This is a genomic window from Schinkia acidoalkalinis (genome assembly GCF_054301215.1).
Genome location: NZ_CP182573.1, coordinates 2,286,863 through 2,304,603, shown reverse-complemented (window position 1 = coordinate 2,304,603; position 17,741 = coordinate 2,286,863). Strand labels below are relative to the sequence as shown.

The following is a 17,741-nucleotide window of genomic DNA, read 5'->3' as shown; positions in this document are numbered from 1 at the left end:
GTAAAATTTAACGTAGCCTGCCTTTATAACGGCCCTTGTGTACAATCTGAACTTTATTCCATTTATTTGGTCCATGGCCATGTTTATCTTTCTTATCTTTATCCTTTTCTTTTTTATCTTTTTTATCTTTTTTATCTTTTTTACCCTTTTCGTCACGCTTTCCCTTTTTAGGGTCCTTTTCCCAATTAAATTCAGCTTCTTGTTCCCGGCTATCCCAGTATGCATCGATTTTTTCCATGACATCATCCGGGTCATAGCCTAAGGCCAGCATGGTTTTTACCCATTCCTCTTTGAAAACCTTATGCATTAACCCCTCTAACCCCATTGCATAAGCCTGCTGGTTATTTGTAGACAGTAGCTGCTTGCTTTTGTTTTTCAATTCATCTTTTCTTGAAGAGTTATATTTACTTAGAGCACTTTGATAAACTTTCCGGGCTTGCTCTTCCATTTCCATATAGTGCAGCCATTCCTGATACAATTCAGGTGCCATTTCTTGAACATGGGTTAGAAAAATTGCTTTATTTTCTTCTCCAAGTGATGTTAATAGTTTCCGAGGATATGGGTAAACACGATCCCGCCAAACCGTTCTGGCAACATCAATAACCTTCAGATTGCCGTCTGGTTGAATATAGATTTGCCGCTTATGGTGGTCGATCCGCTCATAGCCTATTTCCTTGAAGGTAATTAACATTTCAATTAATTTTGCAGATAGCTCTTCTGATAGCGGCTGGGATTGCAAATATTCACGGACATCGACACCTTTTATAATATCCATTGCAATATAAAGCGACCCTTTTGCATACACCTTTGGAAACAGGCTACTCTTTTGTCCAAGCGATAATGCATAATATTCACGATCACAGTCCTCTTGATTGCCAAATACCTTTACACAAATATCGTCCGTTACTTTAAAGACAGCCCCTTGGCGCCCCTTTCCAATCATCGTTAATGGAGACTTATTGCTCACCTCAACATCTGCATTCACCAAATTTTTTACTTTTATTGCTTTTACACATGCCTCCAGATACTTAATATCCAAGTTCCCACTCCTTTCTTGGTACCATATCCTTTTATCTTTCATAAAAGAATCAAATTCAGCCTTCTTCAATATATAATTCAGGAATAGTGGAAAATGTACAGGCATATATCTAGTAAATTAAATTTTATTACTATTATGTAAATAAATGCATCGAGAATTATAGGCCAATGAAGGATTGTAGGTGATTAGGTGACAATTGAGGGTAAAAGATGATGTTGGGGAATTTCATCACTCTGCAAGGATGGAGTATGTATGCTGTATGGTTGGAGATAAAATTCACTTTGGTTAATGTGGGGGCATAGCCCCCACATTCCTCACTCAAATAAACTTAAAAACTGCCCGTATCCTTCTTCCGCCAACTTTTCCTTCGGTATAAAGCGAAGGGCGGCGGAGTTGATACAATATCGTGCTCGATCCGGACCTGGTCCATCATCAAAAACATGGCCTAAATGGGAGTCGGACTGTTTAGAACGAACTTCAATTCTCCGCATGCCGTGCGCCAAGTCCAATCGTTCCTCTAAATCCATCCTACGCATAGACTTTGTGAAACTCGGCCAGCCGCAGCCTGCATCAAATTTATCTTTAGAACTAAATAACGGCTCACCGGAAATAATATCAACATAAATGCCATCCTCGAAGTTATTCCAATATTCATTATAAAACGGCGGCTCAGTTGCATTATTTCTTGTAACCTCATATTGAATCGTCGTCAGTTCCTTCCGCAATTCCTCCTCACTTTTTACATTTTTCCAATGCTCGTGGATGAAGCGCGCCCGCCCAGAGCCCTCTTTATAGTGGTTATAATGGAATGGATTCTTCTTATAATAATGCTGATGTTTTTCCTCCGCCTGGTAAAATGGACCAGCAGGTAAGATTTCTGTTACAATTGGCTTTTGAAAACGGCCGCTGTCAGACAACTCCTGTTTTGAAGCCTCTGCTTCTTTCCTTTGTTCCTCATCATGATAAAAAATCGCCGTTTGATAAGACTGGCCCCTATCATGAAACTGCCCGCCAGCATCTGTTGGATCAATTTGCTGCCAAAATAAATCAAGCAATTTTTTATATGGAAAAACAGCAGGATCATATGTAATCTGGACTGCTTCGAAATGACCGGTCGTATCGGAACAAACCTCTTCATAAGTAGGATTTTCCTTATGCCCGCCTGTATAACCTGATACCACTTCTTTAATCCCTGGCTGTTCATCAAACGGCGAAACCATGCACCAAAAACATCCACCTGCAAATGTAGCTAACTTATATTGTTCAGACATTCGCTCCCTCTCCTTTAATTATTACTATTGTTATACATTTAATTATATAATAACTCCCCAAAAGCACAAAAAAGAAGCAAGGGAATCTACCCTTGCTTCTTACATTACAATTTTATTTTAGATTAAAAAACATTTACAGTTACAACATTTGCAACCTGCGTAATCTTTTCCGCAATACCTGGAAGGACTTCACTGTTTACTTCACCATCAATGTCAATCATTGTGTAGGCAAAATCACCACGGCTTCTATTCACCATGTCGGCGATATTCAAATCGTAGTTAGAAATCGCAGCTGTAATTTGACCAACCATGTTTGGAACATTTTTATGGAACACAGCCAGACGGCGTTTCCCTGTGTATTCCAAATATGCATTTGGGAAATTCACAGAGTTTTTGATATTTCCTGTTTCAAGAAATTCCTTCATTTGACGTGATGCCATGATTGCGCAGTTTTCTTCTGATTCTTCAGTAGACGCACCAAGGTGTGGGATGCAGATTGAATTTTTCATCTTTAATACATTTGCATTTGGGAAGTCTGTAATATATTTTCCGACTTTTCCGCTTTCAAGCGCAGCAGCCATATCTTCTTCATTTACAAGCTCACCGCGTGAGAAGTTCAAAATATGAACGCCATCTTTCATAATATTAAATGCGTCGGTATTGAACATTCCTTTTGTGCTGTCAAGTAACGGAACATGCACTGTAATATAGTCAGCAGCTGCAAATAGCTGTTCAAGTGTCATAGCACGTTTTACATTGCGAGATAATTTCCAAGCTAAATCAACAGAGATATATGGGTCATAGCCAATAACATCCATGTCTAAGTCAAGGGCATCATTTGCAACAAGTGCACCAATTGCACCTAAACCAATAACACCTAGTGTTTTTCCTTTAATTTCTTTTCCGACAAATTGCTTCTTGCCAGCCTCAACAAGCTTTGGAACTTGATCGCCTTCATCAACTAATGTTTTCGTCCAAGCAATACCATCGAACACATTGCGTGAGGAAGCCATTAATGAAGTAAGCACAATCTCTTTAACCGCGTTTGCATTTGCTCCAGGAGTATTAAAAACAACAATTCCACGCTCTGTGCATGTTTCAACTGGAATATTATTAGTACCAGCACCGGCACGTGCGATCGCCTTTAAGTTCTCGCCTAATTCCATTGAATGCATGTTAAAGCTACGAACAAGAATGGCATCCGGATTTTCACTATCATTGTTGATTGTATAATTTTCGTCGTTAAACACATTTAACCCGCTCTCAGCGATATTATTTAATGTTTTAATCGTTTTAACTTTGTCTAACGTAACTGTGCTCATCATTATTCTCCTCTTTTTCATTATAGTAGTGTAATAAACTCGTCATCATAAATTTCCAATTATTAAAAAACTTCACCTAAGATAATAGTAACCTAATGAACTTACATTTTCGACACCAAGTTTCTTAATTATCCCTCCTATAAGCATAAAGAGGTAAGGGAGACTCCCTTACCTCAGCCCAGGCGAACGGCCATTCCGTCACTATATGCTCCCTCACGGTTATTCCGTGTCTCGCCAGTTACATATAGTCTGTTAATTTATTTCATTATAACAAAGTCCCATCTAATCTTCAACATTAAAAATATTCTAACCATTTATTTTTCAAATCTTTTAAAGTGGTAAAACTCCACAATAGCGTTGGTGGTTTTATCCAAGCCCCTGCTCTTTTGTTGGCATATTTTATTCTATAACTTAAACAAGAAAATCCAATGAAAGGAGACGATCACATTGCCAACCGCTGCCCATTTAAATTTAAGAGTTGATCCAACGCAATATATTCCCCAGATTCGTGAAGTTCCCGGGTACGACTATATTCATATGGTACGGCAGCCAAAGTACTTGACTGACCTTTCACTTCTAAATGAAAGGGTTCATTATCTTAGTGAAATCTTTTCTCCAAAGGAATACGCAAAGAAACATAAGATTTCCCTTTTACATGCACACCATGGTCAGTTAGGGGTCTTGCTGCTCCCATTTAAAGAGGAAACAAACCTCCCACTCGCAACGAGCTTTCGTGGCAGAGATGCTACATTGGCAAGTCAGCCAGTCGGCTATCTTGAAAACATGAAAATGCTTTTTGAACAAGGAGAGCAGTTTTATCCTGTCTGTCAGTATCTAGCTGACAGAATCAATGCTTGGGGCTGTCCCGCTGAAAAAATCAAGGTTCTTTATGGAGGGGTTGACCTTAGCCAATACCGATATAAGGCTCCAACTATGAATGACTCACAAAATATTATTTCTGTCGGCCGTTTAGTAGAAAAAAAGGGCCACCATATCCTAATGAAAGCTTTCAAAAAAATAAAAGATAAATATCCAAATGCCACATTAACGATTATCGGAAAAGGTGAGCTTGAAGGCTATCTCCTAACTTTAGCCAACCAATTGAACTTAGGAGACTCCTTCCGTCTCCTACATCATTTACCAAAAGAGGCTGTTAAAGAGCATATGGCGAAGGCCGATTTATTTTGCGCTGCGAGTCTAGAGGCCTCTAATGGTGATATCGAAGGTATTCCTAATACTTTAAAAGAAGCCATGGCACTAGGCGTCCCCGTCATTTCAACCACTCACGCCGGTATCCCCGAACTTATTACCAACAAAGTTGAAGGAATCCTTGTTAAAGAAAATAAAATTCAACGGCTTGCAAATGCACTTGATTATATGCTGAGCGACAGGACAAGGTGGGAAAGATATACAATTGCCGCGCGGAAAAAGGTTGAGGACTCTTTTGACCTAAAAAAGCAGCTGCAAGTACAGGCTGCATTCTATGATGAATTATTAGGAGGAAAACGATGACGGATTTTACAGCCATTAAGGTAACAAAAGCCGGCAAAATGCTGGAAATTGATAATCCCACAAACTATCCTCTAGTCGGCAAAGGGTCGCAAGGGGCAGTCTTTAAACTTTCCGAAGAAAAATGTGTCAAAATTTATTCTGATCAACTACAGGCAGAAATGGAAGTAACGGCCCTAAAGGCTGGGCAGCATCTTCCTTTCTTCCCTAAATTATATGATTCAGGAAAAAATTTTATCGTAATGGAATACTTTCATGCGCCAACGTTAAAAGAATACCTCAAGAATTGCACCTATATTCCCGAATCCATTACAAAAAAATTATTACTCATCTTAAGGGAACTAAAAAAGGCTAATTTTACAATGGTTGATGCTCCTTTACGACATATTTTTGTTCTGGAAAATGAAGAATTGAAAGTCATCGACCATGTCAATGCTTTCAAAAGAGTACATCCAGTGCCGATAAAATTGCTAAGAGACTTAAAGATTATATTATTAAAGGACTCATTTTTAGCGAGAGTAAAAAGGCTGGCACCTAAAACTTATAAAACTTGGTATGATTATTTTAGCAAAAATAAGCTTGATTATCGAAAGATTCCGGTTACCAAGGGTGGGGACGGGGAAGCGGTAAAGGTCGAAAGTTCTATCGCCCAACCCTTAATTGGCAAAGGACATCAAGGGGCCGTCTATCGTATAGCTGAGGATAAATGCGTAAAGATTTATGGAAAAGTAGAGCAGTGTAAGCTAGAAAAAAAGGCCTTATTATCGAACCAGGGCTTATCTTTTATTCCACGTGTATACGATTCCGGTGCTCATTTTGTCGTCATGGAGTACCTGCTTGGTCCCGACTTAAATACATTTCTAAAAAAACAATCCCATCTTTCAGAAGATATCACAAGACGTCTTCTCGATATTTTAATAGCAATGAAAAAAGCAGGCTTTAAGCAAATTGATGCTCCTTTGAGGCATATTTTTGTAACCAATCAAGGCTTTAAAATGGTTGACCACGTCTTTTCGTTTACGCGTTTGCAGGATAGGCCGCTTGAATTATTTCAAAACCTTCATGAAAGAAAATTTTTAGACTCTTTCCTTGAACAAGTAAAGAAAATGGAGCCAAAGCTTTATAATGAATGGACGAAAACACCCATTCCACTGACAGAAGAAGCCCTCATCATAAAAGAAAAAGGACAGAATAAACGGAAATGAGCATCCTTGTAACCGGAGTTGCAGGCTTTATTGGTTTTCACCTCACAAGGCGGTTATTAGCTGAAAATTATCAGGTGATTAGCGTAGATCATCTTAATGACTACTATGATGTTCTTTTAAAAAAGGAACGATTAGCTATATTGGAAAAGCACCCGAACTTTACATTTTACAAAATAGATATTGCGAATCAAGAAGCCTTACAATCTATATTTGCGAATGAATCGATCGATATTGTCATCAACCTCGCCGCACAGGCTGGCGTTCGATATAGTATTAATCATCCACATGCTTATGCCCACTCCAATCTAGTAGGGTTCCTTAGTATATTAGAAGCGTGCAGGTACCATCATGTTAAACATCTAATCTATGCTTCTTCCAGTTCTGTCTACGGTGCAAATTCAAAAACTCCTTTTTCGACAAAGGACCGTGTTGATTACCCGCTAAACATGTATGCTGCTTCAAAAAAGGCAAATGAATTAATGGCCTATTCCTATAGTCATTTATTTCAAATTCCAACAACAGGACTTCGATTCTTTACAGTATACGGCCCATGGGGGCGGCCGGATATGTCCTACTACACATTTACAAAGGACATTATTGAAGGTAATAAAATTAAGGTATTTAATAACGGCGATATGAAGCGGGATTTTACCTATATTGATGATATTGTTGAAGGCATTATCAAACTACTCCATCGACCACCACAAGCAAGCAGTATGCAAGACCTTGCAAACACTGCGTTAAGCTCAAACCTTGTCCCTTACAAAATTTATAATATTGGTAATCATAACCCTATTCATTTACTTGATTTTATTGCGATATTAGAAACCTTGATCGGCAAAAAGGCGAATATTGAATTTTTGCCAATGCAGCCAGGGGATATTAAAGAAACCTTTGCCGATATTACAGATTTACAAAAGGAGATTGGCTTCTCACCTTCCACGCCACTACGGATCGGTTTAGGCCATTTCCTTGCTTGGTATAGACAATACCATCAAAATGGACAATAAGAAAAATCCTAAGGGTGATTGAGCCTTAGGATTTCTCTTATTTTTATTCTGCCTTTTCAACGATGGATTGATAAATTTCCTCCAATGACCATGTTCTCCCGCGCTCATCTTTATAGACGACATGTTCACTTTTAAAGTGGGCAGGTGACTCCAGGCCAGCAGCTGCTGCCAGGCGATATAGAGCTTTCCGCATGATAATGACATAATTGGCTGTCCGGTATTTTTTCTCATCAATGACAAGGGCCTTCTGCAAGTCAGGGTCTGTTGTGGCAACACCTACTGGGCAAGCATTGGTATGGCATTTTAATGCTTGAATGCAGCCCACTGTAATCATAAATCCTCTGGCAATATTCACAAGGTCAGCCCCCATCGCCAGTGCAATGGCGACGCGGTCTGGCGAAAACAGTTTACCTGAAGCGATGATTTTGACCTGATCACGCACGCCATATTTTCGTAACGCATGGTCGAGTAATGGCAGGGCTGATTTAATCGGCAAGCCGACACTATCCGCTAACTCTTGATAGGAAGCACCTGTCCCCCCCTCACCGCCATCAACTGTAATAAAGTCCGGGCCTTTCCCCGTTTCTTTTATTAGCTTAGCCAGTTCATCAGCCTCATGTCTGCTTCCTATAACCACTTTCATTCCTACCGGCTTCCCTGTAACTTCACGGATGCGTCCGATAAAGTCGAACAAGGATGGCAAATCTTGAAACTCCTTAAAACGGTTCGGGCTGTCAATCGACTTAAAGGGCTCCACCATGCGAATCCTAGCGATTTCCTCTGTCACTTTTTCTGCATCAATATGGCCACCACGTGTTTTTGCCCCCTGTGCCATTTTAAGCTCAAATGCTTTAATTTGTGGAATTTGACTCTTTTCCATTAATGCGTCCCAACTAAAATTCCCTTCTCTATCACGAACACCAAATAAGCCCGGGCCAATCTGCATAATGATATCGACGCCGCCCTTTAAATGGTAGTCAGAAAGGCCACCCTCCCCGGTATTCATCCAAGTTCCCCCTGCAATTGCCAGACCTTCGGAAAGTGCGGTAATCGCTCTGTCACCCAATGAGCCATAGCTCATCGCCGACATTCCAATTTGTCCCTTTACAACAAATGGATGCTTTAGATTCTTGCCGATGACAATGGCTTCGCTGTCAACCAGCAAATAGTTACTAGACTCTTCCCTTTCCCATTTCTCAATCCTTTGTGTAAATAAGGGTTCTTTTAATAATAAGTAGCGATTTGTTGTTACCTTGCTGTTCTCGTCCATTTTTAATTCTTCTGTTAGTTTCGGGAACAGCGAATTTCTAATATAAAAGCCTGCCTTTTCAAAATCCCTGACTGAACCATAACCAATGACATCACGCTTATACTTTGCCTTTTTTACAATATGTTGAAATTCATCCCTTGAAAAAGGCTTCCCTTCATGCTCATTATTAAATAAATACTGGCGCAGCTCCGGCCCAATTGTTTCTAGGAAATACCTTGCCCGTCCAATAACTGGATAATTTCGAAGGACTGGATGCTGCTTTTGCTTGCGGTCTATAAAATATAAATAGATTGCGACGGTTATTAAAATAAGAAGGATGATGGCGCCAAATATAAACCCAATAATCGTGAAAATATCTGCTAAATTCAATTTGAATTCCCCCCTAAGAATATATAGTCACAACTATAATTTCCAATAATAGGGGATTATATCCATTGCTAACTAAAATAAAAGAAGCCTGAGAGCGGCTCCTTAAATAGGCTTATTAAATGATGTAATTTTGTCGTCATTGTTTCTTTTATGTGGGACAACATTCTCATCGCCAGGCATTAACCTCCACCCTTTATTTACAACAATCCTAAGCCACGTTCCCGGTATCCAAGATGTAACAAGTGCCAGCATCACAAGAACGGCAAAAAACTCCTGGTTGATTATACCGGCTGTATAAGCTACGGAGGAAAGAACAATTCCCGGCCCGCCGCGATCATTAATAGCGACTCCTAAATTAAAACTAGTAAGATAATCTTGTTTTAAGCTACGGGATGTTATATAAACAGCTAAAGTTTGAGTTAAGGTAGCAAAAAGGAGATATCCAAGGAAAAAGAGAGGGCTAAAATGTCTTACAAGATCCAACTGCAATCCCACTGTTGCAAAATAGATTGGGATAAACCAAGAGAAAGAAATATCTGATACACCTTGCTCAAGTCGCTCTGACACTGCTTTTGGCAAAGCAACCTTTGCCACAATCCCTGCAAGCAATGCCCCAAATATCGTTTCGACATGGAGATTACCGGCAATCGAAGCAATCACAAACATAATAAAGAGAAAATATCCTAAATTAGAGGATCGAAACAACAAATTTTGTTTAATAATAGTCAAACGTTTAAATAGAAAATACCCAAGGATGAAGGTGCCAAAGATAAACGCTAGGGATGTTCCCACGCTTTTTACAGCTGTACCAACCGTAAATACGCCAGTCTGGCTTGCAATCGCGGTCGCAAAACCTAAAGCAACCCAAAGAAGAATATCATGAATACCTGCACAAGCAACGACAATTTTGGCAAAGCGCGTATGCATGATCCCAAGGTCAATGAAAATTTTTGATATGACCGGTATAGATGTTATAGCGATTGATACGGCAATCACAATCTTCATTGCCAGCGGACTATTCGCTGTTCCAAGGAAGGGAGTTATATTAAAAATATCAGCTGCAAACCAGCCCACGACAAAGGCCGGAATTGTTGCACCAATAGCCAATACCGATGTAATTTTCAAATCTTCTTTATTAAAGTGGGTCTGGAATTTAAGACCTGAGCAAAACATCAACATAAGTAAGCCCAATTGGTAGAGGAGTCCAAATAATTTATCCTCTGTCGGAAAGCCGAGAAACAACCACTGATAGGCATCTGGAAAAAGGTGTCCTAATAATGTTGGTCCTAAAACTAACCCTGCTGCTACCTCCCCGATGACCCGTGGTATGAATATCCGTTCGGCTAGAAACCCCAATAAATGGGCAGTTGCTAACAAACATCCCATTGCCATCAAAAAATGACTAATTTCTGTGCCTGTTAAACTAAACACAACACTATTCACTCCTTCTTATAAATTTTTCTTTTTAGGATATGCACAGGTTGTCAATTGGTAGTGGACTAATTGATTATGAATGAAAACAAATTAAACAAGCTCTAGTCATTTAACTAGAGTGGAAGAAAAGAATATGCAATTTTTTAGTAGGCAGGAGATCCCCTATTTGCTAGAAAACTTCCGCTTATCATCTATAACGAAAGCCTCCAAATCATCATATTTTATCAATATATTGGAAAGAAGGGGGATTTATGTGACATTAATCGGGATGCTTCATCAAAGAAAGGATCCAACTACTGTGATCAAGTCCTATGCATACGCAATTGTTGCAAAGGCAGAAGGAGCTGATTTTATTTATTTCTCACCAGGTGGCGTAGATTTTGATACAGAGACGATAAAAGGGTTCGTATATGAAAATGGTTCATGGAAGGAACAAATAACACCCTTCCCTGACGTTATTTATAATACGGGCAGTCCGGAAAAGCTTGAGAAGTCAAAGGATATCCTCGACCGACTGCGGGAAACCATTCCTTTTACCACTGTATCCATTGGCAATAAATGGAGTGTAAATGAAAGATTAAAGAGAGGAAAAGAATTTACACAGTATTTAATACCCTCTAAACTCCTTAAAGAGTGGAAAGACCTCGTAGAGCATCTGGATGCCCATCAAGCTGTCGTTGTAAAACCAATGGATGGTCGGAAAGGACAAGGAATCTATTTTATTAAGTCCTCAGAACAGGGCTTTATTGTTAATAAGGATTCCCAGGATGAAATCTATACAGAAGAGAAGCTGAAAGACTTTATTCATGATTTAATAAATACAAACACTTATATTGTTCAGCCCTATATTTGTAGTAAAACAAAATCAGGACTTATATTTGATTTTCGTCTTCATGTTCAAAAGAACGGTGCAGGAAAGTGGGTCATTACCACAATCTATCCTCGAGTAGCCCCTAAAGGAACGATTATTGCCAATATCAATAGCGGTGGATATACCAATTATTTAGAACCGTTTCTTAACCAGGAATTTGGTGAAAAGGAAGCTTATAATATTAAAGGAACATTAGAATGCTTCTCCCTCTCTCTAGCACACCACCTTGATAAACTGCAAATGCTTGACTATGGGGAAGTTATTGATGAAATTGGAATTGATGTTGGTTTAGATGAAAATCAAAAACTGTGGATTTATGAAGTGAACTGGCGCCCGGGATGTCCACCAGCCTTTTATTTGGAATTAGATGTTGTGAAAAATACGATTCAATATGCAATGTACTTAGTAAAAAATCAAGACAAGATTAAGCAAGAAATTGTACAAGTAAAAAGAAATTATATAAAGAGCATTCCAGTCATTGCAGTAACTGGAAGTGCCGGGAAAACAACGACAAAAGCCTTCATTTCCTCTATCCTTAAAACGAGAATGAACATTTTCGAATCGAATGACTATTGGAATTTAACAAACCATACAAAAATTCATGCCGAACAAATTAACTCAAAACACGAGGGAGCTGTTCTTGAGTATGGCATGGGCTTTCCTGGCATCATTTCCGAGCATTGTCGTATCATTCAGCCGACTATCAGCGTTATTACCAACGTAGGGAATGCACATATAGGAAACTTTGGTGGTGATATTAAAAAAATTGCCAAAGCAAAATCGGAGATCATTCACGGGATGAAGCAAAATGGCATCCTATTTATCAACAATGATTGTGAGAACTCTAAATATCTTGAACATGGTCAATTTAAGGGAAAAATCATTACAATAGGAATCCACAAGTCAGCCGACTATCAGGCCTTAGACATTAAATATAGTAAAAATGGAATGACGTTCAAAACGGTGCTTCATAATAAAAAGTGGTCGTTTTTCATTCCAATTTTCGGTGAACATCATGTCTATAATGCCCTGAATGCGATTGCTGTTGCCGATTATTTAGGCTTTACACCACTTGAAATCAAATCCGGATTGCATTTCAAGAAGCCTCCTCGCCGTTTAACCATCTATCGCCTTAATCAGTCCATTACATTGATAGATGACTCCGTTCATGCTACTCCCCAAGGCGTACTCGCTGCGATTGACGTCTTGAAAAACATTGGCTCCGCTAGAAAAATTGCGGTATTAGGAAGAATGATAGGCCTTGGAAACAAAGTAGAAAAGGAACAATACAAAGAAATAGGACAATACCTTGTAAAACAAGGAATCGATATTGTGGTTACTTACGGAAATTACGTCAATCTAATTGGAGAGGAAGCAAAAAACGCCAGCTTGCCAGCAGATCACTTTAAACATTTTCTAGATCAAGATGCCATGCACCAATATTTGCAGGAAATTTTACAGGAACACGATACGGTCCTCGTAAAGGGCGCGAGTATCATGAATATGTTTGACACTGTTACATTTATCAAAACCACAATTGGCAGGAAAAGGTCAAAAAATTAATGCATAAAAAAGCAAGTGGGAAAAACATTTCATTCCCCACTTGCTTTATTTTATTCTTCTTTTAAATGAAACTTAATCTCTTTTGCTGCCTTCTTCGCTACTTTTTGTGCTTCTTCCAGCGTGTCACCTTTAGCAATAATATAGGCATAGCGATGCCCCATAGACAGTGGGGGTGAAGTCAAGAATGTTCCCCTTCTCGGCTTTATAAACACTTCCACTACCCCAGGAATGGCCATTGCTCTTTTTTTACCTGTTACCCTCTCTAGAATCCCATTCTCGTCTAGAATGATATACTTCGTAAATACAAATTGATTCGTTTCTTTTATTAAAGTTGGTACATCTCCTAACAACATTTTTAGTGTTTCTTTTACTAGACTATAGCCAAAAGCTGCTTCAATCATCCTGTTCATCGCGCCGCCCGAGATCCTTGGATTGATTTCTATCAGCTTCCATCCATCCTTTCGTAATCTTAATTCCAAATGAAATGCCCCATTTTGGAGTTTTGTATTAGTAACGATTGAATCAATTACCTTCAGCAAGCCTTCTTCCAATTTGGAGTCTACTTCAGCTAATACACTATATCCTGTCACAATAAAGCGTTTCCCCTTCGTAATTTCTTGCTTGATAATGGCAGCAATAAGTATTTGTCCGTTTGTGACTAAGACTTCCACCAAGTACTGCTCCCCGTCAATGTATTCCTCAATAAGAATGGATTCCTCTGGATACTTCTTTTTTAGTACGGCCCCACCTTCCTGTAACTCATTGTTATTTTTTGCAAATAATACATCCTTTGATCCGGTTGACTCGGCACCTTTAATAACTATAGGGAATTTAAACCCTTGGGATTCGAGCTCTACTGGCAACTCATCATCACTTTTCACCAGTAAGAATTTCGGCGTAAATGATTCTTTTGCAAAGAATTCCCGCGTTTTCTCCTTATTCACCATGATAGAGACTGCTTCAGTCGAAACAATATTGTTTTTGCAGAATTCATCAGCAAGCAATGATGCAGTATAAACATAATTTGCAACAAAGCTTACTATGGCAACAACTTTGCTTCCTCTTTGTTGTAATATTTTGATTTGCGCTCTTAATTCCTCCAAGTTACTTAGATCTAGTAAGATTAGTTGGTGAACATCTGGATATTCCCTCCTTTGATGAATTTGTTTTACCTGATTAGTAAATACAATGGTATGATAGCCTAATTCATTCGCTGCTCTCACCGCTTCTCTACTCGACCCGGATTTATTTACTCCGAGAAAAATAATTGACTTCATTCTTCCACTCTCCTGTTTCATAACCTTACGAATAAAAAGCCTCTTATATGGTATGAGACAAATGAAGATTTGCATGGACAAATGAAACAGTTTCTATCTTGCTAAAATGAAAACAATCATATAGCCTTCTCTTAATTTAGTGGGCAGAATGAGTTGTTCAATCTGTCAAATTCATCTTTAGTGTCTTCGTAATTCCCACTATCAAAAGCTGCTTGGAACATGCTAATGACCTCGGCCGTCGTTAATGGATAAGCTACATCGGGGTGTGCCGCATTAAGAAGTGCGGCTACAGCCTGTCTTGCAAGTGCATCTAAGCCTACTCCACCAAGACTAAGTGCTTCTTCTAGAGTGATATCTGGTGTAAAGGCATCTCTGCCAAAGACTGTATCAAAATCGTCAGTAGGCGCGAAACCTGTTGGAGCCCAACTATCAAAATGCTGTGGTTGTATCCAATATCCTGGTGTGCATCCTTCATCACGAGTTCCCATATTCATCACCTCCTTGTACTATTCTTCAATATTTTATTCATCCATCAAATGGTCGAATAGGTGCCTTCAATAGTTGACATTGATTATTTTTCATATATTAAAGTAATGATGTTTTTAAAGGTGGTCGTTTCATGAAAAGCTCAGAAGGGCGATTGAACATTTACAAAATACTAAAAGAGAATGAAATAATTGAACCCTATCTACTGCCTACCGTGCTGTTTAAAAGAAAGGCTTTTGAACAGCTATTACAACAACACCTTGTGATTAGGCCTTGTCATGCTTTTTCAAAAGTCAGTGTGTCTTCTGTCAAAGAAAATGAGGAACGCTATCATATTCTTAAGAGCAACATTTCGACAGTTTTAACCGGAAAACTAGATGTTTATCAATATCTAACTAAGATTTGCAACGAAGATCGTTTTTACATCCTGCAGGATATGAATTTTCTCAATGATCCAAGCGAAGTAGTCGAGTTTTTTGTGACAGTTGTTCGAGGAGAAGATTCCAAATGGAGCGTAGCCTCTATCCATGATAAGAACGGATCCTCATCAAAATGGGTGCTTCATTTTTTACAAAATAAGATTCAACATATTTCAACCGAAACCGCCGTTTGTTTGGAGCAACATTATCCTGAATGTGCCGCCATCGTACTCGAAATCGGCAAAATCAAAGGAAAACTGTGGATTCAGGATATTAACCTTCATTTCCCAAAGAGTAAGTGGGGCCAGTATCAAATGTTGAACGCATTCAAAGGACTTTCTCCCTACCTCCCCAATACTGAGTTATTTACCCAAAAAATTCTCTTTGAATCTCTAAAAAAATATAAAGAGATCATGCTTAAACCATGCAAGGGCCAATTGGGCCGTGGTATTGTAAAAATTTCTGCCTTAGAGGGCGCAGCTTTTGGAGTTCATAATGAGAAAAGGAAATCTACCATCAAAGGTAAAAATGAATTGCTGGATTACCTCCATACCCATTTTTTATACAAAGACGCTTATATCGTTCAAGAAAGAATTAACTTGGCAACGATTGAAGGTTCCCTTTTTGATATACGCGTAATGGTTCAAAGAGAAAACACCACTACCGAATGGGAGATTACTGGAAAATTGGTAAAGGTCGCTAGCAACAATTTTACCGTTACCAATGTAGCAAAATCACTTTTGTTAGTAGAGGATGCCTTGCAAAAGTCGTCTATCGAAAATATTCCACCTGATCAATTATTTGCAAAAGTAGATGAAATTTGTTTACTCGCTGCTGAGCAGTTAGAGCGATATTTTCAAGAGATTACATTCATCGGAATGGATGTGGGCATCGATGACAAGGGGAGAATTAAGCTGATTGAAACAAATTTATATCCTGATATATCAATATTTAAAAGACTACATGACCAAAGTATGTATGAGCGAATCATAAACATAGGTAGGAATCTTGAAGAGTAATGGAGGTGGAAATAAAAAAAAAGCATAAATCGCCGAAACGGCAATTTATGCTCCTTGTACTTGTAGTACACGGGATTTTTCCCCTTTTGAATCTTCTTGTTTATTCTCATCTAAGCCAAGTGCTTTTGCTGTTGAATTATGAATTTCATCAATCAACTCTGGGTGTTCCAATAGTGATAAGCCGTAAGATGGAATCATTTCTTTAATTTTTGGCTCCCACTCTTTCATCTGTTGTGGGAAGCATTTTTTGATTACTTCCAACATAACTGAAACAGCTGTAGAGGCACCTGGAGAAGCACCAAGTAATGCAGCGACTGAGCCATCAGCGCCAGTAATTACCTCTGTACCAAATTGAAGCGTTCCTTTGCCAGCTGCTGTATCTTTTATAACTTGTACACGTTGGCCCGCTACGACGATATCCCAATCTTCGCTCTTAGCGTTCGGGATAAATTCACGTAATTCTTCAATACGTTGTTCCTTCGATAACATTAGTTGTTGGATCAAGTATTTTGTTAATGGAACGTTTTTTGCACCTGCTGCCATCATTGTTACAAGATTATGTGATTTTATAGAAGTTATTAAATCCATATTTGAGCCGGTTTTTAAGAATTTTGGTGAAAATCCTGCAAATGGTCCAAATAGTAGTGATTTCTTGTTGTCGATAAAGCGTGTATCAAGATGCGGTACAGACATTGGTGGAGCACCAACTTTAGCTTTACCGTATACTTTAGCATGATGTTGCTTAACAACCTCCGGATTGTTACATACTAGGAATAGTCCGCTTACTGGGAATCCTCCAATATGCTTGCTTTCAGGAATGCCAGTTTTTTGCAACAAATGCAGGCTTCCGCCGCCGCCGCCGATAAAGATAAATTTTGCAGTATGGCGTTCAACAGTACCGCTAGCTAGATTACGTACCTTCATTTCCCATAAGCCACCGCTAGTACGTGTAATATCAACTACTTGATGTTTGTATTTGATATCAACATTTTGTTTCTTTAAGTGGTCAAATAACATACGTGATAAAGCGCCAAAGTTAACATCTGTTCCGTACTCAGTTCTTGTTGCTGCTATAGGTTCCTGTGATGTGCGGCCTTCCATAATAAGCGGAATCCACTCTTTCAGTTTTTCCGGATTATCGGAAAATTCCATTCCTTTGAACAGAGGATTCTTAGAAAGCGCCTCAAAACGTTTTTTCAAGAACGTTACATTTTTTTCCCCTTCAACTAGACTCATATGAGGCAATGGCATGATAAAGTCATGTGGATTATGGATTAGATTGCTATTTACAAGGTGAGACCAGAATTGTCTTGAAACCTGAAACTGTTCATTAGTCTTGATAGCTTTCGTAATATCCAAAGATCCGTCTGGTTTTTCGACGGTATAGTTAAGCTCACACAATGCGGCATGCCCCGTTCCCGCGTTGTTCCATTCGTTAGAGCTTTCTTCCCCAGCGTTTGCTAGTTTCTCAAACACTGTGATCTTCCATTCCGGTACTAATTCCTTCAGCAGTGCACCTAAAGTCGCACTCATGACTCCAGCACCAATTAAGATAACGTCTGTGTTAGTTTGATTGTTACTCATCTTTTCATCCCTATCCCCTAAGATTTACAGAAAGAATGTAGGCGCTCCCGCTTAGGCAGCACATTAAGCTAGAACGCAACCCAGTCACACATC

13 protein-coding genes and 1 riboswitch are annotated in these 17,741 nt (G+C 39.1%); of the genes, 5 read left to right on the top strand and 8 right to left on the bottom strand.

Annotation, left to right across the window (positions count from 1 at the left end):
- Positions 1-7: 7 nt before the first annotated feature.
- The 3 genes from ACNQFZ_RS11960 to ACNQFZ_RS11950 all read right to left on the bottom strand — a co-directional run bounded on the left by ACNQFZ_RS11960 (position 8) and on the right by ACNQFZ_RS11950 (position 3,632).
- Positions 8-1,039, bottom strand: coding sequence for a hypothetical protein (locus tag ACNQFZ_RS11960; protein ID WP_458411575.1), 1,032 nt, complete (start codon positions 1,037-1,039; stop codon positions 8-10).
- 314 nt (positions 1,040-1,353) lie between these two features.
- Positions 1,354-2,310, bottom strand: a complete 957-nt coding sequence (gene msrA, locus ACNQFZ_RS11955; RefSeq protein WP_458411574.1) for a peptide-methionine (S)-S-oxide reductase MsrA — start codon at positions 2,308-2,310, stop codon at positions 1,354-1,356.
- 122 nt (positions 2,311-2,432) lie between these two features.
- On the bottom strand, positions 2,433-3,632 hold the full coding sequence (locus ACNQFZ_RS11950; protein ID WP_458415374.1) for a phosphoglycerate dehydrogenase: 1,200 nt from the start codon (positions 3,630-3,632) through the stop codon (positions 2,433-2,435).
- 169 nt (positions 3,633-3,801) lie between these two features.
- Positions 3,802-3,884, bottom strand: a riboswitch (ZMP/ZTP riboswitch).
- 195 nt (positions 3,885-4,079) lie between these two features.
- On the opposite strand from ACNQFZ_RS11950, the gene ACNQFZ_RS11945 reads away from it, so the two are divergent.
- The 3 genes from ACNQFZ_RS11945 to ACNQFZ_RS11935 are packed head-to-tail and all read left to right on the top strand — an operon-like array spanning position 4,080 to position 7,356.
- Positions 4,080-5,144: a glycosyltransferase gene (locus ACNQFZ_RS11945; protein ID WP_458411573.1), complete on the top strand. Its 1,065-nt coding sequence runs from the start codon at positions 4,080-4,082 to the stop codon at positions 5,142-5,144.
- Positions 5,141-6,346, top strand: a complete 1,206-nt coding sequence (locus ACNQFZ_RS11940) for a hypothetical protein (protein ID WP_458411572.1) — start codon at positions 5,141-5,143, stop codon at positions 6,344-6,346. Before ACNQFZ_RS11945 ends, ACNQFZ_RS11940 begins: the two co-directional genes overlap by 4 nt.
- Complete coding sequence (locus ACNQFZ_RS11935) at positions 6,343-7,356, top strand: NAD-dependent epimerase (protein ID WP_458411571.1); 1,014 nt, start codon at positions 6,343-6,345, stop codon at positions 7,354-7,356. Before ACNQFZ_RS11940 ends, ACNQFZ_RS11935 begins: the two co-directional genes overlap by 4 nt.
- Before the next feature lie 43 nt (positions 7,357-7,399).
- On the opposite strand, the gene ACNQFZ_RS11930 is transcribed toward ACNQFZ_RS11935, so the two are convergent.
- The gene (locus tag ACNQFZ_RS11930) at positions 7,400-8,995 is read right to left on the bottom strand and encodes an FMN-binding glutamate synthase family protein (protein WP_458411570.1); all 1,596 of its coding nucleotides are present in this window, start codon (positions 8,993-8,995) and stop codon (positions 7,400-7,402) included.
- 102 nt (positions 8,996-9,097) lie between these two features.
- The gene (locus ACNQFZ_RS11925; protein WP_458411569.1) at positions 9,098-10,426 is read right to left on the bottom strand and encodes a cation:proton antiporter; all 1,329 of its coding nucleotides are present in this window, start codon (positions 10,424-10,426) and stop codon (positions 9,098-9,100) included.
- A 256-nt stretch (positions 10,427-10,682) separates the two neighbouring features.
- Here ACNQFZ_RS11925 and ACNQFZ_RS11920 point away from each other — a divergent pair, with 256 nt between their 5' ends.
- A complete protein-coding gene (locus tag ACNQFZ_RS11920; protein ID WP_458411568.1) occupies positions 10,683-12,863 on the top strand; it encodes a YheC/YheD family protein in 2,181 nt (726 codons plus the stop codon).
- A 50-nt stretch (positions 12,864-12,913) separates the two neighbouring features.
- Here the strand turns inward: ACNQFZ_RS11920 and ACNQFZ_RS11915 are convergent, their stop codons facing one another.
- Complete coding sequence (locus tag ACNQFZ_RS11915; RefSeq protein WP_458411567.1) at positions 12,914-14,140, bottom strand: ATP-grasp domain-containing protein; 1,227 nt, start codon at positions 14,138-14,140, stop codon at positions 12,914-12,916.
- 131 nt (positions 14,141-14,271) lie between these two features.
- Complete coding sequence (locus ACNQFZ_RS11910) at positions 14,272-14,628, bottom strand: hypothetical protein (protein WP_458411566.1); 357 nt, start codon at positions 14,626-14,628, stop codon at positions 14,272-14,274.
- Between the two features lie 131 nt (positions 14,629-14,759).
- Here ACNQFZ_RS11910 and ACNQFZ_RS11905 point away from each other — a divergent pair, with 131 nt between their 5' ends.
- Positions 14,760-16,064: a YheC/YheD family protein gene (locus ACNQFZ_RS11905; RefSeq protein ID WP_458411565.1), complete on the top strand. Its 1,305-nt coding sequence runs from the start codon at positions 14,760-14,762 to the stop codon at positions 16,062-16,064.
- A 45-nt stretch (positions 16,065-16,109) separates the two neighbouring features.
- Here ACNQFZ_RS11905 and ACNQFZ_RS11900 read toward each other — a convergent pair whose 3' ends face one another.
- Positions 16,110-17,648 (bottom strand): malate:quinone oxidoreductase, encoded by a 1,539-nt coding sequence (locus ACNQFZ_RS11900; RefSeq protein ID WP_458411564.1) that lies wholly within the window; start codon positions 17,646-17,648, stop codon positions 16,110-16,112.
- Positions 17,649-17,741: the final 93 nt, after the last annotated feature.

Excerpts from the sequence above, each read along its gene's own strand:
- ACNQFZ_RS11905 (WP_458411565.1), top strand. The coding sequence starts at position 14,760 with ATGAAAAGCTCAGAAGGGCGATTGAACATTTACAAAATACTAAAAGAG.
- ACNQFZ_RS11900 (WP_458411564.1), bottom strand. The coding sequence starts at position 17,648 with ATGAGTAACAATCAAACTAACACAGACGTTATCTTAATTGGTGCTGGA.
- ACNQFZ_RS11910 (WP_458411566.1), bottom strand. The coding sequence starts at position 14,628 with ATGGGAACTCGTGATGAAGGATGCACACCAGGATATTGGATACAACCA.
- ACNQFZ_RS11915 (WP_458411567.1), bottom strand. The coding sequence starts at position 14,140 with ATGAAGTCAATTATTTTTCTCGGAGTAAATAAATCCGGGTCGAGTAGA.
- msrA (WP_458411574.1), bottom strand. The coding sequence starts at position 2,310 with ATGTCTGAACAATATAAGTTAGCTACATTTGCAGGTGGATGTTTTTGG.
- ACNQFZ_RS11950 (WP_458415374.1), bottom strand. The coding sequence starts at position 3,632 with ATGAGCACAGTTACGTTAGACAAAGTTAAAACGATTAAAACATTAAAT.
- ACNQFZ_RS11935 (WP_458411571.1), top strand. The coding sequence starts at position 6,343 with ATGAGCATCCTTGTAACCGGAGTTGCAGGCTTTATTGGTTTTCACCTC.
- ACNQFZ_RS11940 (WP_458411572.1), top strand. The coding sequence starts at position 5,141 with ATGACGGATTTTACAGCCATTAAGGTAACAAAAGCCGGCAAAATGCTG.